The sequence below is a fragment of the Odoribacter sp. N15.MGS-14 genome (assembly GCF_000980245.1).
Taxonomy (GTDB): Bacteria; Bacteroidota; Bacteroidia; order Bacteroidales; family Marinifilaceae; genus Odoribacter; species Odoribacter splanchnicus.
In genome coordinates this window covers 1-17,567 of the sequence record NZ_LARE01000001.1, presented here as the reverse complement: position 1 = coordinate 17,567, position 17,567 = coordinate 1, and the positions used below count along the sequence as shown (strand labels likewise).

Here is a 17,567-nt window from a genome sequence, read left to right as displayed (position 1 = left end):
ATCATTTTTCATTAAGTTCTACAAATTTACGGAACGCCCTCAGTGCCCTCCCGCTCTCCAGCGCCTCACGCGCTTCTGCAATAGCATCCGGCAAAGCTATTCCGGGCCTCAGGGTACGGATTGCAAAAGCAGCATTAGCAATCACACAGTCTTCTTGTCCCCGGGTAGCCTCGTTAGCTAAAACCCGGTCAAAAATCGCCGCAGCTTCGGTCACCGTATTTCCTCCCGACAATTCCTCTTCCGCCACCCGACCGAATCCGATCTCTTCCGGCAAATAAATGCCCTCACCCCGATTATTCAGCGCTTTAAAAGGAGAGGTCAGCGAAACTTCATCATACCCGTCCAGCGAATGTACTATCGTGTAATTCACTCCGCTCTGCTGATACATATAGTTATACAAACGGGCCAGTTTCAGGTTATATACTCCCAATAACTGGTAGCGTGGGAGTACCGGATTGACCAAAGGCCCCAACATATTGAAAAAGGTACGTACTCCTAAAGCACGTCGTACCGGTCCTACACTTTTCAAGGCAGGGCTAAAAAACGGTGCATGCAAATAAGCGACCCCGCTTTCTTCCAGCGATTGCTGTAACCGACCGGAGTGTCCTGTAAATTTCACCCCATGTTGTTCCAGTACATTCGAAGCCCCACTCACCGAACTGGCACCGTAATTTCCGTGTTTTACAACCCGGTAGCCTGCTCCGGCCACCACAAAACAAGCCGCCGTAGAAATATTGAACGTATTTTTTCCATCCCCTCCCGTACCGACAATATCGATTGCATCATGACAATCCAAATCCACGACCACCCTCCGTTCGAGAATGGCTTCCCTAAACCCGGCCAATTCTTCCGTCGTAATACTACGCATCAGAAAAACGGTCATAAAAGCCGACAACTGGCTGTCGTTATACCGGCCGTCGGAAATGTTCAACAAGACTTGTTTAGCTTCTTCTTTAGAGAGGCTTTTGTGCCCGAACATTTTATATAACAGTTCTTTCATAGTAATCAATATATCATATACATTCCCTTTACTTCAAGCATGCAACCAATTCGCCATCATCATTTTCCCCATAGGAGTCAAAATCGATTCCGGATGAAACTGAAGGCCGCGAACATCATAGCTTTTATGAGACAGGGCCATAATTCTGCCTGCAGCATCCTCAGCGGTAACTGTAAGACATTCAGGCAGATTCTTCCGACTTACTACCCAGGAATGATACCTGCCTACATCAAAACTTTCGCCCAGACCGGAGAACATCTTTTCTTCGGCAATCACCCGCACCGGTGTACAAATACCATGAAAAACTTCCGGCAGATTCTCCAATTCAGCGCCGAAACACTCCCCGATGGCCTGTTCACCCAGACAAATCCCCAGGATTGATTTTTCAGCCGCATAACGCTTCACAACTTCGGGTAATATTCCGGCTTCACTTGGAATTCCCGGCCCCGGAGACAAAATAATCCGGTTGTATCGGCCGGCTTCCTCCACCGAAATCCGGTCATTTCTGGCTATATCCACTTCGGCTCCCAATTCATGTAAGAGGTGAACAATATTATAAGTAAACGAATCGTAGTTGTCGAGTATCAATATTTTTTCCATAAGTTCAATTTTTAACCTTTTCACTCATTTCCACCGCTTTCATCAAAGCCCCCAATTTATTATTCAATTCCTGCAATTCACTTTCAGGCGAAGAGTGCGCTACAATCCCCGCTCCGGCCTGAGCATAAAGCCGGTTACCGTAACTCAGAAAGCTCCGGATCGTAATGGCCTGGTTCAATTCTCCCTGAAAACCGATATAGCCGATACAGCCCCCATAAATCCCGCGACTATGAGGTTCTATGTCATCGATCAGTTGCATCGCCCTGACTTTGGGAGCACCGCTGAGCGTACCGGCAGGAAAAGTATCCGCAAAGAGCCGCAAAATATCGGTATTTTCGGAAACGCAAGCACTCACTCTCGACACCATATGAATCACATGCGAATAATATTGGATCTGGCGCAAGAACTCGATCTTTACCTGACCAGCCCCGCGGCTCAGATCATTACGTGCCAGGTCGACCAACATGATATGTTCGGCATTTTCTTTCTCATCTTCCAATAATTTACGGGCCAATTCCGAATCCCGGATATCGTCTCCTGTACGGCGGAAAGTACCGGCTATCGGATCGATATAAGCTTTACCTCCGGCAACACGCAGATGAGTCTCGGGAGAGGAACCGAAAATGCGAAAATGGCCGAAATCAAAATAATACAGATATGGAGAAGGATTTATACACCGCAAGGCCCGGTATACATTAAAATCATCTCCCCGAAATCCACGGCTGAAACGACGCGAGAGTACAATCTGAAATACGTCTCCCCTTTGGGTATGCCGAATACCCCTTTTCACCATTTCCATATACTGCTCGTCGCTAATCGGAGAACCGGTATCGTCCAACGCCTCGAAACCATACCGAGCCATATTATTGTTATGAATGACATCGATAAGTTCCGGCATATGGGAATGCTGCCCTTCCGGTAAATTTTCAACGATCGTCATCTGATTTTTAAAATGATCGACTACAATAATATACCGGTATAATATATATATCATATCAGGTATTTCAGCAAACTTCTCTTCTTTCTTCCGGATACGGACAGCTTCAAAATAACGTACGGCATCATAGGCCGTATACCCGAAAAAACCGTTGATCCCGGTCAGGTTTGTTTCGGTCTCGAACGAAGCGATATAATCTTTCAGGATTTCGATAACATCCACGCCTTCTGTAAGAGCATCCGTCAGTTGCCGGCCATCGGGAAAACGACGTACGATCTGTTCCTTCGTTACCGAAAAATCGGCCATCGGTTCCACGCCGATAAAAGAAAAACTATTTTGAGTCGTATGATAATCCGAACTTTCCAGCAAAGCCGATTGTGGAAATAAGTCGCGTACCTTCAGGTAAATTCCCACAGGAGTCTGCAAGTCGGCCGGAAGAATACGGGTGATTGTTTTAATTCTATATTTCATAAGTGTAAAAATTTATTCATCCTTTTGTAGGTCTGTATATCTTTATCACCCCGACCGGACAAATTAATGACAACGATCTCTTCCGGCCGGAATGTTTTTTGTTCCAGAACTGCCAGGGCATGGGCCGATTCCAAAGCCGGGATGATACCTTCCATTTCTGTCAGGCAAAAAGCGGCATTCAACGCTTCTTCGTCCGTAACAGCCAATACTTCAGCGCGTTTTTCTTCTGCCAGAAATGCATGTAAAGGGCCGATTCCCGGATAATCCAGTCCGGCAGAAACAGAATAGGGTTCGACAATCTGTCCGTCGTCCGTTTGCATCACCAACGTACGGCTTCCATGGATAATACCTTCTTTTCCCAAATGGATCGTAGCTGCCGACTCTCCGCTTCCCAAACCTTTTCCGGCAGCCTCGGCAGCAATCAACCCAACTTCGGGAGAATGCAGAAAATGGTAGAAAGCCCCGGCAGCATTACTTCCTCCTCCCACGCAGGCTATTACATAATCGGGTTCTTCCCTTCCTTCTTTTTCCAACAATTGCTTTCTGATCTCTTCGCTGATCACCGACTGAAAACGAGCCACCATATCCGGATAAGGGTGAGGTCCCACTGTCGACCCGATGATATAATAAGTATCCGCGGGGTTACAACACCAGTCGCGGATCGCTTCGTTGGTGGCATCTTTCAGCGTTTTATTGCCACTTTCAACAGCTACCACCTTCGCTCCCAACATCTCCATTTTTTCAACATTAGGTTGTTGCCGGACCACATCGGTCGCTCCCATATAAACGATACATTCCATATTCATCAGGGCACATACAGTAGCCGTCGCTACTCCGTGCTGCCCGGCTCCGGTTTCGGCAATGATCCTCTTCTTTCCCATACGCCGGGCCAATAGAATCTGACCGATCGTATTGTTGATCTTGTGGGCTCCGGTATGATTCAGATCCTCGCGCTTGAGATAAATCCGGGTACCGTACTTTTCACTCAGCCGACGGGCATAATAAAGCGGACTGGGACGACCGACATAATCCCTTAATAATAGCCTGAACTCCTGCTGAAAAGACTCATCTTCCATTTCCCGCAAATAACATTCACGTAATTTTTCTACATTCGCATGTAAAATTTCAGGAACATAAGCACCACCAAACCTACCGTAAAACCCCTGGTCGTTTACATTAAAATTTTTCATATGATTCACTTTTGGAATTTTCATTAAGGACAAAAAACAAAAAAGGCTACCGGTGTTCCGATAGCCTCCATATGCTGATAATATAGTTCCTTCACTGATATTACTGACCAGACATCATAAAGCGTGCGTCCCACCGGTTTATTCCCGAAAGGCGCCACCACCATGCTTTATTTGTCAGTAATAAATTCATATTTTGTTCTTTTCAACGGAGCAAAGATGAAAAACTTTTTTCTAAAATCAAACAATCGGAAAGATTTTTCTTCAAAAATAAATCAACGGCCCCAATCGGTCCGGGCCTCGAGCAGCATATCCAAAACAACGATAGCCGCCATAGCTTCGACTACAGGCACAGCGCGGGGAATAACACAAGGATCATGGCGTCCGTGTGCTTCCAGAGTAACTTCTTTCCCATCACGTGTCACCGTTTCCTGACGTTTCATAATAGTGGCGACCGGCTTGAAAGCTACCCGGAAATAGATATCTTCTCCGTTCGTCACGCCCCCCTGTATACCTCCCGAGCGATTCGTCACCGTGTGTACTTCACTTCCTTTCATGACAAAAGAATCGTTATGCCCGCTTCCCTGCATAGAGGCTGCTGCAAATCCGCTTCCGTATTCAAAACCTTTGGTTGCGTTGATACTCATCATTGCATGCGCCAGTCTTGCCTGAAAACGGTCGAACACCGGTTCGCCTAACCCGGCAGGTACCCCCTGAATCACACAACTGACTATTCCACCGACACTATCCCCTTCATCCCGCAGCTGCCGGATCAATGCAATCATTTCTTCAGCAATCCCGGCGTCAGGACAACGTACGATGTTATCTTCTGCCCGCTCCAAGGGCAACTCCTGATAAGGCCGGGTAACAGCAATCGGTCCGACTTGTGAAGTATATGCCCGAATGCTTATCCCGTAACCGGCCAACACCTGTTTGGCAACAGCCCCGGCAACGACTCGGGCAATGTGTTCCCGGGCCGACGAACGTCCGCCTCCCCGATAATCCCGGATACCGTATTTCTTTTCCCAGGTATAATCGGCATGAGAAGGACGGTATAAATCTTTCAGATGATTATAATCCTTACTATTCTGATTCTGATTTCTCACCAGAAATCCGATCGGCATGCCAGTAGATTTTCCTTCAAATATTCCGGAAAGAATCTCTACGGTGTCTTCTTCCTTCCGGGGGGTAGAAACCTCCGACTGACCGGGCCGCCGCCGGTTCAACTCACCTTGAATAAAATCAGCAGACAAGGCGATTCCTGCCGGACAACCGTCGATAACCCCTCCAACAGCACTACCGTGTGACTCTCCGAACGACATCAGCCGAAAAAATTTTCCTATAGAATTACCGGACATAAAAAGTAGAAAGTATTCCTTATATATTTAGTGACATCCTCCGCATCCGCAGCCCTCGTCGTGGGATCCGCAACCTCCTTCAGAACCACAGCCACTACACCCCCCGCATTTATGCGAATGTAAAGCTTCCAGTTCTTCATCCGTTGCATCACGGACACCTAATATCTCACCCTTGAAAAACAAATCTTTACCGGCCAGGGGATGATTAAAATCGATACGTACTTCCTCGTCACCGATAGACAGGATCTTGCCCTGCAAACGTCTTCCGACACTATCCATCATCGGTAAAACATGGCCGACCACCATCTCTTCAGCTTCTACATCTTTAAATATTTCCTGGGGTAAATCCACAATCATATCTTCGTTCACCAGTCCATAAGCATGGGCTGCCGGAATGCTGAAATCGAATTTATCCCCTTCATTTTTATCCAGAAGGTTCATTTCAAAATATTCTAAAGTCTGCCCTTGTCCACAGATAAAATCCAAGGGCCGGTCTGCACCTGCTGCTTCGAGTAACTCTCCGTTTTGTTCCGTTCTTAATTCGTAACTTACGGATACCATCTTATTTTTCGTAATCATTCTTTTTATTGATTTGGTTTTGCACAAAAGTACGATAAAATAATTGAAAAATTTCTCCCCTATTTCCAAAAAAATGGTACTTTCGCACTAATTTACATTTTTGAAGATGCGCCATTACGATTATATTATAGCAGGGAGTGGATTGGCAGGGCTTTACACGGCCTATCACGCTGCCGCTTATGGAAAAGTTGCTTTGCTGACCAAATCCGGTATTACAGAGAGCAACTCTTATTTTGCACAGGGTGGAATCGCCGCCGTTACAGACGAAGACGATGCTCCTGCACTTCACTTCGAGGACACGATTATTGCCGGACGCGGGCTTTGCGATTACCCAGCTGTCGATATTTTAGTGAACGAAGGTCCGCAACGGATACATGAACTCATAGAGGCAGGTATGCATTTCGATATGGAAGACGGCAGCCTCGCCTTGGGGTTGGAAGGCGGACATCACCGGAAAAGAATTCTTCATGCCGGCGGTGACGCGACAGGACGTATGGTGACCAGTTTTATGATCAGCAAAGTCATCAATAATCCGAAGATAGATATTTTCGAAAATCATTCCGTGATCGGTATCCTTCAGGAAAATCAGGAATGTTACGGCGTACGGGCCTGGAATTTAGTGACAGAAAGCGAAGAACTGTTTTATGCCGACAATACCTTCCTCACTTTAGGAGGCACTTCGGCTATTTACAAACGGACCACCAATCCGCATACCACGATCGGAGACGGACTTGCTCTGGCTTTTAATGCAGGTTGTGAAATCGCCGATATGGAATTCATTCAATTTCATCCTTCGGCCATCTATACCGAATCGGAAGAGGCATTTCTAATCAGTGAGGCAGTCCGGGGTGAAGGGGCTTATCTGATCGATCAAAACGGAGAACGCTTTATGCCGGCGATTCACGAATTGGCCGAACTGGCCCCCCGGGATATCGTCGCTCAATCTATTTACCGCCAGATGCTGAAATACGATCAGGAGTACGTCTGGTTGTCCCTCAAACACCTCGATCCTCAGGTGGTGAAACACCGCTTTCCGAATATTTATGAAAAATGCCAGGAATTGGGTATCGATATGTGCGACCGGATCCCCGTAGCACCGGCAGCTCATTATATGGTAGGGGGAGTGAGGACGGACACCCATGGACAGACCAACATCAAACGTCTGTTTATCTGCGGCGAACTGGCCTCTTCGGGAATCATGGGAGCCAATCGGCTCGCCTCCAACTCGTTGATCGAATGTCTGGTATTCGGGAAACGGGCCATCGAGGCTTCACGGAAAAATCTGAAAACCTCTCCTACCCAGGTATTCAAACCGATCTATCATTGCAATGACAATTATGCTGCGCTTTATGTCCATTTGAAAAAAGAGATTTCGCGGATAATGACCGATTATGCCGGCATCATCCGGAATGCAGAAAAACTGAAACAGGGATTGAACGAATTGGAAAGTCTGGAAGACAATCTGCCCCGGGAAATAAACGAATATTACACCCTGATTTGCCGTAACCTGATTACAGTTGCCAGGTTGATTATCCGTTCTGCCCTTTACCGTCAGGAAAGCCGTGGAGGACATTTCCGGGAAGATTATCCCTGTAGCGATGCTTCCTATCTTTTTCATATCGTACAACAGAAAGAAAAAGACCTCCGTACCCTACCTGTCAATACTAAAAAGTCTTTAAACTGAAAATCACTATAAAATGACACAATACGACCAATTAATCGACCGCCTGATCGACCTCGCCATAGAGGAAGACATCGCTACCGGAGATGTAACGACCAACTCCATCATCCCGGCTCATTCCCGGGCCGTTGCAGAAATGAAAATGAAAGCCGACGGTGTAATTTCCGGACTGGCGATAGCCAAACGGGTGTATGAAAAATTCGAGAAAGACATCCTTTGGGACGCCAAAGTAAAAGACGGGGATCGGGTAAAAAAAGGCGATATTATCCTGCGTATCGAAGCCAGCTACCGTTGCCTCTTATTAGGAGAAAGGCTTTCGCTGAACATCTTGCAACGCATGTCGGGCATCGCTACGGAAACGGCCAGATACGTCGAAGAATTAGCCGGTACTCACACCCAATTACTGGACACCCGGAAAACAGCTCCGGGCTTACGGGTATTGGACAAAATGGCCGTTAAAGACGGAGGAGCGACCAACCACCGGATGGGATTATACGATATGGCCATGATCAAAGACAACCACATTAAGGTGGCCGGAGGAATTACCAATGCGGTCAATGCGGTCAGAGCCCATGTTCCGGCCGGTATCAAAATCGAAGTAGAAACGACCAATCTGGCCGAAGTGCGCGAAGCCCTCGCTATGCATGCCGATATTATCATGCTGGACAATATGAGTAACGCCGAGATGGCCGAAGCAGTGAAAATCATTCACGGACAGGCCAAAACCGAAGCTTCCGGAAATATGAGTATTCCCCGTTTAAAAGAAGTGGCAGCCACCGGAGTCGACTTTATCAGCGTCGGTGCCTTAACTCACTCCGTAACGGCTTTGGACATCAGTATGAATATTCAAAAAAACTAATTTCATGAAATCAGCACTCAAATTATTTATCATCGGATGTCTTGTATTGATTTTCTGTCGATGTAGTATGAACAAAGACAGCTATTTAAAAGACTTCGAAAAGTTTATCACCCAAACAGAAAAAAACTGTACCACCCTATCCGATCCTGAATGGGAAAAAATACAGGCCCGGTTCAACGATTATACAGAAAAATATTACGAACAGTTTAAAGAGGAATTGAGTGTAAACGAAAAAATATCCATCAGTATTTTAAAATCTAAATTTTCAACGCTCATTCTAAAACGGGAGAGTAAAAAAATTCAGGAAGAAATGAAGATTAAATAATTTCACCTTTTTATCTTTCTTTGTTATCTTTGAAGCGGAAAATTAATATGTTATGACGAATACAGAGATTATTGACAGAATCCGGCAACTAAAAAAAGAAAAAAATGCCGTTATTCTGGCACATTACTATACTCGTCCGGAGGTTCAGGATATAGCAGACTATCTGGGGGATTCACTGGGATTATCCCAGGAAGCCGGGAAAACGGATGCCCGGATTATCGTTTTCTGCGGTGTGCATTTTATGGCGGAGACCGCAGCGATCATTTCTCCGGACAAAAAGATCCTGATTCCGGCTTTAGGAGCCGGATGTTCACTGGCTGAAAGCATTACCGGTTATGAATTGCGGGAATGGAAAAAAGCCAATCCTGACGGGATTATTGTAAGTTACGTCAACACGACAGCCGAAGTGAAGGCCTGGACGGATATTTGCTGCACTTCGGCCAATGCCCTGAAAGTCGTACAAAGCATTCCTCCAGATCGTAAGATCTTGTTTGTACCGGACAAAAACCTGGGAGCCTGGATCAGGAAAGTTACCGGACGGGAAATGGAACTCTGGCATGGAGATTGTTGTGTACACGAACGCATCACCACCGACATGATCCTGGAAAAAAGCCGGGACTATCCTCAGGCAGATATCCTCATTCACCCCGAGAGCCACTGTTCACACGACGAGGCCATTTTAAATCTTCCTCAAGCTTATATGTACTCGACGGCAGGAATGATCAGGCATGCAAGCCGGTCGGACAAAAAGCAATTTATCATTGCCACAGAAATAGAAACCATCCATAAACTGAAAAACGATAATCCGGACAAAGAATTTATTCCGGTTCATCCTAAAACCATTTGTGGACAAATGAAAAAAGTAACGCTGGAATCGGTACAGGAAGCTTTGGAGAAAGAGCAATACGTAGTCGAAGTGGCTGAAGATATCCGTCAGAGAGCCTGGGCCCCTATCGAGAGAATGTTACAAATCAAATAAAACAGCTGTATTCCCAAAACAGGAATATAAACTATCAGAAAATCAAAAACTATGAATATATCTTTAAATTGGCTGAAAGAATACCTGAAAATAGATTTGAGTGTCGAAAAAGTCTGCGAAATATTGACCAGTATCGGGCTCGAAGTGGGCGGATATGAAAAATTCGAATCTATCCGGGGTGGTTTGAGAGGTCTGGTGATCGGCGAAGTAAAAACTTGTGAAGCCCATCCGGATTCCGATCATTTACACCTGACAACGGTAGATTTAGGAGACGGACGCCTTACCCCCATTGTTTGCGGAGCTCCTAATGTAGCTGCCGGACAAAAAGTGGTAGTGGCCACCATCGGGACGGTACTTTACGATGGAGACAAAGAATTTACCATCAAAAAATCAAAAATCAGAGGACAGGAATCCGAAGGAATGATTTGTGCCGAAGATGAAATCGGTATCGGTCACGATCATGCGGGGATTATCGTACTTCCGTCGGATGCCCGGGTAGGTATGCCAGCTGCCGAATATTATCACATTACAACCGATTACACCATCGAGATCGATATTACTCCCAACCGGGTAGACGGCGCTTCTCACCTTGGAGTAGCCCGTGATTTAGCTGCCTATTTACAGCAAACCCAGGAGATTCATTATACCCTTCCTTCCGTAGCTCACTTTGCAGCCGACAGCAATACTGCCGGAATCTCGATCGAAGTGCAGCGTCCGGAAGCTTGTCCCCGATATGCCGGAGTATGTATCGAAGGAGTTAAAGTTCAGGAATCTCCCGAGTGGTTGCAAACGCGTTTGAAAGCCATCGGTTTACACCCGATCAACAATGTGGTAGATATTACGAATTTCATTCTTTTCGAGCTGGGACAACCCCTGCACTCTTTCGATAAAGATAAAATCAAAGGAAATAAAGTGATCGTCCGTAGTTTTCCGACAGGTACCAGATTCACAACACTCGACGGTGTCGAACGTGAACTGAACGAGAACGACCTGATGGTATGCAATACCGAAGAACCGATGTGTATTGCCGGAGTATTCGGTGGATTGGAAAGCGGTATCACCGAAGCTACGACCAATGTATTCCTCGAAAGTGCCTGTTTCGATCCGGTATTCGTACGGAAGACAGCACGTCGTCATGGGCTGAATACCGACGCTTCTTTCCGTTTTGAAAGAGGCACCGATCCGAACATCGTTATTTATGCCCTCAAACGGGCTGCCTTATTGATCAAAGAACTGGGTGGCGGAAAGATTACGTCCGAAATCATCGACATCTACCCGAATCCGGTAGCCGATTTCGAAGTCGAAGTAAAGTATGCCCACATCGATCGTCTGATCGGCAAAAAAATCGGACAAGATACGATCAAAAAAATCCTGAATGCTCTGGAAATAAAGATTGTAAAAGAAGATACCGAAGGACTTTCGTTGCAGATCCCCCCTTATCGGGTGGATGTTCGCCGCGAAGCAGACGTGATCGAGGATATTTTAAGAATATACGGCTTCAACAATATCGAAGTTCCGGCTAAAGTAAACTCTACTCTGAGTTACAGCGAAAAACCGGATGATTTCCAATTGAAAAATAAAATTGCAGATTTATTGGCCGCTAACGGTTTTAATGAAATCATGAACAACTCATTGACCAAAGCTTCTTATTACGAGCATCTGGAGACTTATCGTCCCGAAGAAACGGTTATGTTGTTCAATCCGCTCAGCTCAGACCTGAGCGCTATGCGGCAAAGCCTGCTATTCGGAGGGCTGGAGACGATCGCCTATAATATTAACCGCAAAAACAGCAATTTACGTCTCTTCGAATTCGGAAAAGCTTATACCTTCCACAAAAAAGAAGGCGAAAATCACCTGAAACAATACAAAGAAGAAGATAAACTGGCCCTTTTCATTACGGGTGATAAAATCCAGGCTTCCTGGAACAGTAAAGAACAAAAGACCGATTTCTTCAATCTCAAGAGTTATGCCGAGATGATCCTGATCCGTTTGGGATTCAAAACCGAAATGCTGACTTTAGAAGAATGTAGTGCCGATATTTACCGCGAAGGGATAAGCTATACACAAAACGGTAAGCACATCGTCACAATCGGCATGCTGAGTCATAAAGTTTTGAAATCGAACGATATCGAACAGGAGGTTTATTATGCCGAGTTTTCCTGGGAAAATATACTGAAAGCGATTAAAAACCATACGATCACCTTTACTCCTATGCCTAAGTTCCCGGCGGTTAAACGCGACCTGGCCTTACTACTCGACAAAAAAATCAGTTTTAAAGAGGTGCGTGACATTGCTTTCCGGACAGAAAAAAGCCTGTTGAAATCAGTGACCTTATTCGACGTTTACGAAGGTGAAAAGCTGGGAGCCGGTAAAAAATCTTATGCGATCAGCTTCACGTTGCAGGACGATGAAAAAACACTTACCGACAAACAGATCGATAAGATCATGAATAAACTGATGGGAACCTACAAACATCAGTTAGGCGCTGAGATCAGATAAACGACCGGTCTGTCCTGATTTTACCGGATGAAAAGAACGATTACTTTTCATCCGGTAATTTTTATACCCCTATCGCAAACAGAAGCAGGCATTAACTCAAATTTCAATCGTACTTTCGGAACTATTTTTTCAAAAACCAAAAAAAGATTACTATTTTTGGAAAAATGTGTTAACCAAATTTTCAGCTTATGAACAAAATATTTTTAAGTGTACTCCTGCTCCTGCCGGCTTTGTTTCCGGTTCATGGACAAAGTTGGCGGGCTTTGCAACAACAAGCCCAAAAGCGAGGGGAGCTGGCTTCTGCCAGACAAATCATCCTATTGGACAGTACCGCCGTTTCTGTAGCTCCCAGCGGGACAGGCACCTTTACGATCAACAAGGTTATTCTGGTGCAGAACCGGTCGGGAGCTTTGGCTAACCGGGTACTGAAATACGATTACGATCCCCTGACTGCTTTTGCCGAATTTCATCAGGTGAATATTTACAAAGCAAACGGAGAAGTTCGTCCGGTAGATGTCGGTAAAACACTGGATTATACGGCTCCGGCACGGATGATCTATTGGGGAGCCCGGCAAATCATGCTGGAACTGGGCCGGCTTGACCCAGGAGATATCATCGAATACGAAATACATAAAAAAGGGTTCACCTATGCCCTGCTGACCGATCAACCGGACGAAGAACGGTTCGTTCCTCCTATGCGGGGGCAGTTTTATGATATTGTTCCTTTCTGGTGTGACGACCCGACCATGCGCAAGGTATATTCCGTTACTCTCCCCCGGGAGAAAGAGATGCAATTCCAATTCTACCAAGGCGAATGTGCTTCTTCTATGCGTTATGAAAACGATCGTAAAGTCTATACTTTTGCCAAAAATAATATGATGCCCGTACGTCGTGAACCCAATATGGTCGATCTGTACGATGCCGCTCCCAAATTAATGATGTCCTCCACGCCACATTGGAAAGATAAATCCCTTTGGTTTCATAAAACCAACGAAGATTACGGCAGCTTCGCCCCTCTCCCCGAAGCCCGGCAAAAAGTGAATGAGCTCATCCGGGGCAAGAAAACCGAAATGGAAAAAATCGCCGTATTAACCCACTGGGTTGCCGATAATATCCGCTATGCCGGAATCACGATGGGAAAAGGAGAAGGGTTTACCCTGCACAATACGAAAATGAATTATACAGACCGTTGCGGTGTATGTAAAGACATTGCCGGCAGTCTGATTTCATTTCTGCGAATGGCAGGTTTCGAAGCCTATCCGGCCATGACTATGGCCGGAAGTCGGGTGGAAAGTATACCCGCCGACCATTTCAATCATTGTGTTGCAGTGGTAAAATTAAGCAACGGTACCTATATGCCTTTAGACCCGACCTGGGTGCCCTTCTGCCGGGAACTTTGGAGCAGTGCCGAACAACAGCAAAACTACCTCCCCGGTGTACCGGAAGGTTCGGATCTTTGTATTACGCCTGTTTCCGCTCCCGAAAACCATTATTTTCGCATCAAAGCCAATAATAAACTGGACAAAAACGGTAAACTAACCGGACAATTCACCCTCACAGCCGAAGGCCAATCCGACCTGAATATACGCCGGATATTCACTACCGGCTGGCAAAGCGACTGGAAAAATTCGATGGAAAGCCAATTGCTGAGTATTTCTCCCAAAGCCAAACTATTGAAAGTAGACTGGGGTAAAAATCCCAAAGACTATCAGGCAGCCCCGATCAAAATCACATTCTGGTATGAAATTCCCGATTATGCAATCATCGGCAACGACGAAATGGCGCTGGTTCCTTTGACTATGCACGGACTTTACGACCAGGTTCGCTCATACCTCCGGATCGACACAGATATTCCGGAACGTCAGTATGGATTTAAAGACGGCTGTTCCCGTTTGGTGGAACTGGACGAGACGATTCAGTTACCTCAGGGATATCGTCTGGTGCAATCCGTCGAAGATAACCGGAAGAGCCCGGCAGCCGATTTTGAAGGCTATATCCGGCAAGAAAACAATAAAATCGATATACACCAAAAACTGGCCTTGAAAAAAAGAGTATATGAAGCCGGGGATTGGAACGGTTTCCGTACTGCCGTAAATGCTCACAAAGCTTTTGGCAATCACCTGATTATTAATAAATAAATCCGATCAGATCCGATATGAAAACAAATACTATAAAAAACCTGTTTTTCTGGATATTCCTCCTTTTTTCCGGTTCTTTGTCAGCCATCCCTTCCGAAGCGGAATTCCGGAAATTAGCAGAAACCTGGACTTTACATCAGGACGGTAGCCAGGAATATCGTTATTACAAAGAGCTGACCCTCTTTACCCATACAGCGATGAACTCTACTTATGGCCAGACTTTTATCACTTATAATCCCGATTTTCAGGAATTAAAGATACATAGTGCCTACGTAAAACAAAAGGATGGAACGACGATCCAAACTCCGGACAATGCCTTTGTCGAAGTATTGCCTGCCGGTGCAGCGGATGCTCCGGCCTACAATCGGTTGAAAGAAATGGTCATCGTACATACAGGACTTGAATTAGGAGCTACGATCTATCTGGATTATTCGGTTATTTCCAAGGCAGGGTATCTCCCGGCAATCGATGTATGCAAACCATTAGAAGAAAGTTCACCGATAAAGGAATACAGCCTGACCTTCAATTTACCGGCCTCCGTTATTCCGCATTATGCCCTTCTTCAGCTAAAAGCGCAACCCCAAAAATCGCAACGACAAGACAGGCAGCAACTGAAATGGACATTCCGCAATCTACCGGCCCGATCGAGAGAACAGGGTACCGGTTTACAGAACGGTGATCTGGCCGGAATTCTGTTTACCACTTATCCCACAGCTGCACAGGCTTTACAAAACCTTTACCGGCAATTCGATCCGGCTCCCACCCCACAGATCCAGGAGTTAGTACAACTCATAACCGAGGGATGTCAGTCGAATTCAGAAAAAATAACCCGTATCCAACAATATATTCAAACGGAGCTGAGCGATTGTCCGCTCTCCCTCTCTGAAACCGGTTTCCGATTCCGTCCTTCGGCCGAAGTGATCCGGACAGCTTATGGAACTGGTATAGAAAAGGTTAATTTGATGACCAACTTATTACGGGTTGCCGGAATAAAGGCAGTACCTGCAGCCGCTTATTCCATCCCTTCGGAAACAGACAACTGCGGTCTGAATGCAATCCGGGAATTTGTCATATTAGCCGAGGCTGACGGACGACCTTATCGGTTGAGCGTCCAAAATGCCGATCCGGCTGCAACAGACTGCACTTTCCTTGTCGATTTAGCCGAAGGGAAGAAATCGCTTCCTGATCCCCCTATCGCTTCGATCGGTTATCAGGCTTCGATCGTCATCACTCCCCAACAAGAAGCTGATATGGACATCAAAGCTACCCTCAATAATCTATTGATTCCCTATACTTCCAACTACGCCGGTACCTTACTACCCGGTATTCGGGAATATACTGTCACTCCGGGTGAAAAAACGACGACTATTTCCGGTAAAGGAAAAGCGGGATTGAAGCAGGAAGAAAATTATTACTTTTTTTATCTTCCTGTCTGTTATAAAGGAATAACGGGAAAATCCTATGCCTATTACAACACTTCCCGGTCAAAGAATTTATATTTACCGGCTTCGGTAGACGAAAATTATTCTTATGATATCCAGCTTCCTGAAAATCTGACTCTTTGTACACCGATTCAAGAAAAGAAAATCGATAACCCTATCGGTAGTTTCAAAATAACGCTGACTTCCGAAGGTTCTAGTCTCCACATCGAGCTAGCCCTTCAAATCAAAAAGCAACTCATAACGCCGGCCGAATATCCGGCTTTCCGTTCTTTGATAACGGAATGGACCGACCGGACCCGTAAACCGATACTTTTCAAAACGGTACAATAAATACGAAACGCCCCAAAGCCGAGGCCTGAGTTCTAAATGACACTGAACTCAGGCCTTTGCGTTTTTACAAAAGTTGAAAGAACGACCAAGGTTACAACGGTTAGGCCCAACTTCTGCTACTGTTGTAACCGTTGTGACTATTAAACGGTCTTCCGGCACAAAACCCGGCATCTTCCGTCAGCACTACAGGACCATTACACAATATCATCTTATAGTTTCCACCCTGAGATACTTTCTTGGATATTCCACAAATGAGAATAAAGTCCTTCTTGTCGGATAAGTTCATCATGCGTTCCTTCTTCCTTTATCTGTCCATTATCTAAGACGATTATCCGGTCTGCTTTCTTGATGGTTTTGAGTCTATGGGCAATGGCTATGACTGTACGGCCTTTGATAAGCGTGCCGATGGCTTTCTGTATCTCCACTTCATTTTCAGGGTCAAGCGAGGCGGTCGCTTCGTCCAGCAAAATGATTTGTGCGTCTTTCAGCATAGCACGTGCGATGGATATACGTTGCTTTTCCCCACCAGAAAGTGTACAACCACCTTCGCCTACCATCGTGTCGTATCCCTGCGGCAAGCGCATTATGAAATCGTGGCAACAGGCTTTCTTGGCGGCAGCGATGATTTCTTCGTCCATTGCATCGGTTTTACCGAAGCGGATATTGTTGCGTATCGTATCCTGAAACAGATAGACATCTTGAAAAACCATAGAGATGTGGCTCATCAGGCTTTCAGGTGCTATTTCATCCATCGGAACACCGTTGAAAAAGAGGTGTCCTTGCTGTGGATCGTAGAAACGGGCACAAAGCTTCATCACCGTGCTTTTCCCACTTCCTGAAGGACCTACAAGAGCCGTCAATGAGTTCTTCGGAAGCGTAACAGTTATATCATGTAATACTTCCTTGTCCTGATAGGCAAACGACACATGCTCGAATACGATGTCTCCTGCCGCCGGGGATTGCCGTTCTCCCTTCATCTCCGGCTCTTTCATCAAGGAAAGGATGCGTCCTCCGGCAATAGAGAAATAGCGGAACTCGGTAAAATTGGTCAGGGCGGAAGTCAGCGGGTCGAACACACGGGAACCGACTACAAGGAACAATATAAAGACAAGTAAGGAAAGTTCCCCTCCCAACAGCAGATACGTTCCGCACAGTACCATCATCGTCAGTCCGGCACGAACT

Annotated in this window: 14 protein-coding genes; 7 read left to right on the top strand and 7 right to left on the bottom strand. The window is 45.9% G+C overall.

The genetic code is table 11. The features are described 5' to 3' along the window. Nucleotide 1: 1 nt before the first annotated feature. The 6 genes from trpD to WS34_RS00045 all read right to left on the bottom strand — a co-directional run bounded on the left by trpD (nucleotide 2) and on the right by WS34_RS00045 (nucleotide 6,132). On the bottom strand, nucleotides 2-1,000 hold the full coding sequence (gene trpD, locus WS34_RS00070; RefSeq protein WP_022159894.1) for an anthranilate phosphoribosyltransferase: 999 nt from the start codon (nucleotides 998-1,000) through the stop codon (nucleotides 2-4). A 33-nt stretch (nucleotides 1,001-1,033) separates the two neighbouring features. Next, nucleotides 1,034-1,600, bottom strand: coding sequence for an anthranilate synthase component II (locus tag WS34_RS00065; protein WP_046402368.1), 567 nt, complete (start codon nucleotides 1,598-1,600; stop codon nucleotides 1,034-1,036). Between the two features lie 4 nt (nucleotides 1,601-1,604). Then, complete coding sequence (locus WS34_RS00060) at nucleotides 1,605-3,008, bottom strand: anthranilate synthase component I family protein (protein WP_046402367.1); 1,404 nt, start codon at nucleotides 3,006-3,008, stop codon at nucleotides 1,605-1,607. Then, the gene (trpB, locus tag WS34_RS00055) at nucleotides 3,005-4,198 is read right to left on the bottom strand and encodes a tryptophan synthase subunit beta (protein WP_046402366.1); all 1,194 of its coding nucleotides are present in this window, start codon (nucleotides 4,196-4,198) and stop codon (nucleotides 3,005-3,007) included. Before trpB ends, WS34_RS00060 begins: the two co-directional genes overlap by 4 nt. Before the next feature lie 272 nt (nucleotides 4,199-4,470). Then, nucleotides 4,471-5,553 (bottom strand): chorismate synthase, encoded by a 1,083-nt coding sequence (gene aroC / locus WS34_RS00050; RefSeq protein WP_046402365.1) that lies wholly within the window; start codon nucleotides 5,551-5,553, stop codon nucleotides 4,471-4,473. A gap of 27 nt (nucleotides 5,554-5,580) precedes the next feature. Continuing rightward, on the bottom strand, nucleotides 5,581-6,132 hold the full coding sequence (locus WS34_RS00045) for an FKBP-type peptidyl-prolyl cis-trans isomerase (protein ID WP_022159899.1): 552 nt from the start codon (nucleotides 6,130-6,132) through the stop codon (nucleotides 5,581-5,583). A gap of 106 nt (nucleotides 6,133-6,238) precedes the next feature. Between WS34_RS00045 and nadB the strand changes: the two genes are divergently transcribed. The 7 genes from nadB to WS34_RS00010 all read left to right on the top strand — a co-directional run bounded on the left by nadB (nucleotide 6,239) and on the right by WS34_RS00010 (nucleotide 16,385). Continuing rightward, the gene (gene nadB / locus WS34_RS00040) at nucleotides 6,239-7,816 is read left to right on the top strand and encodes an L-aspartate oxidase (protein WP_087382633.1); all 1,578 of its coding nucleotides are present in this window, start codon (nucleotides 6,239-6,241) and stop codon (nucleotides 7,814-7,816) included. 13 nt (nucleotides 7,817-7,829) lie between these two features. After that, the gene (gene nadC / locus WS34_RS00035) at nucleotides 7,830-8,672 is read left to right on the top strand and encodes a carboxylating nicotinate-nucleotide diphosphorylase (protein ID WP_046402362.1); all 843 of its coding nucleotides are present in this window, start codon (nucleotides 7,830-7,832) and stop codon (nucleotides 8,670-8,672) included. 4 nt (nucleotides 8,673-8,676) lie between these two features. After that, the gene (locus WS34_RS00030; protein ID WP_013611140.1) at nucleotides 8,677-8,997 is read left to right on the top strand and encodes a DUF6565 domain-containing protein; all 321 of its coding nucleotides are present in this window, start codon (nucleotides 8,677-8,679) and stop codon (nucleotides 8,995-8,997) included. Nucleotides 8,998-9,049: 52 nt separating this feature from the next. Next, on the top strand, nucleotides 9,050-9,976 hold the full coding sequence (gene nadA, locus WS34_RS00025; protein ID WP_022159903.1) for a quinolinate synthase NadA: 927 nt from the start codon (nucleotides 9,050-9,052) through the stop codon (nucleotides 9,974-9,976). Nucleotides 9,977-10,027: 51 nt separating this feature from the next. Then, nucleotides 10,028-12,475, top strand: coding sequence for a phenylalanine--tRNA ligase subunit beta (pheT, locus tag WS34_RS00020; protein WP_022159904.1), 2,448 nt, complete (start codon nucleotides 10,028-10,030; stop codon nucleotides 12,473-12,475). 188 nt (nucleotides 12,476-12,663) lie between these two features. Continuing rightward, the gene (locus WS34_RS00015; RefSeq protein ID WP_046402356.1) at nucleotides 12,664-14,613 is read left to right on the top strand and encodes a DUF3857 domain-containing protein; all 1,950 of its coding nucleotides are present in this window, start codon (nucleotides 12,664-12,666) and stop codon (nucleotides 14,611-14,613) included. 17 nt (nucleotides 14,614-14,630) lie between these two features. Further along, nucleotides 14,631-16,385, top strand: a complete 1,755-nt coding sequence (locus WS34_RS00010; protein WP_013611144.1) for a DUF3857 domain-containing protein — start codon at nucleotides 14,631-14,633, stop codon at nucleotides 16,383-16,385. 209 nt (nucleotides 16,386-16,594) lie between these two features. On the opposite strand, the gene WS34_RS00005 is transcribed toward WS34_RS00010, so the two are convergent. After that, nucleotides 16,595-17,567 (bottom strand): ABC transporter ATP-binding protein (locus WS34_RS00005; RefSeq protein ID WP_046402354.1); only part of this gene is annotated, 973 nt, incomplete at its 5' end.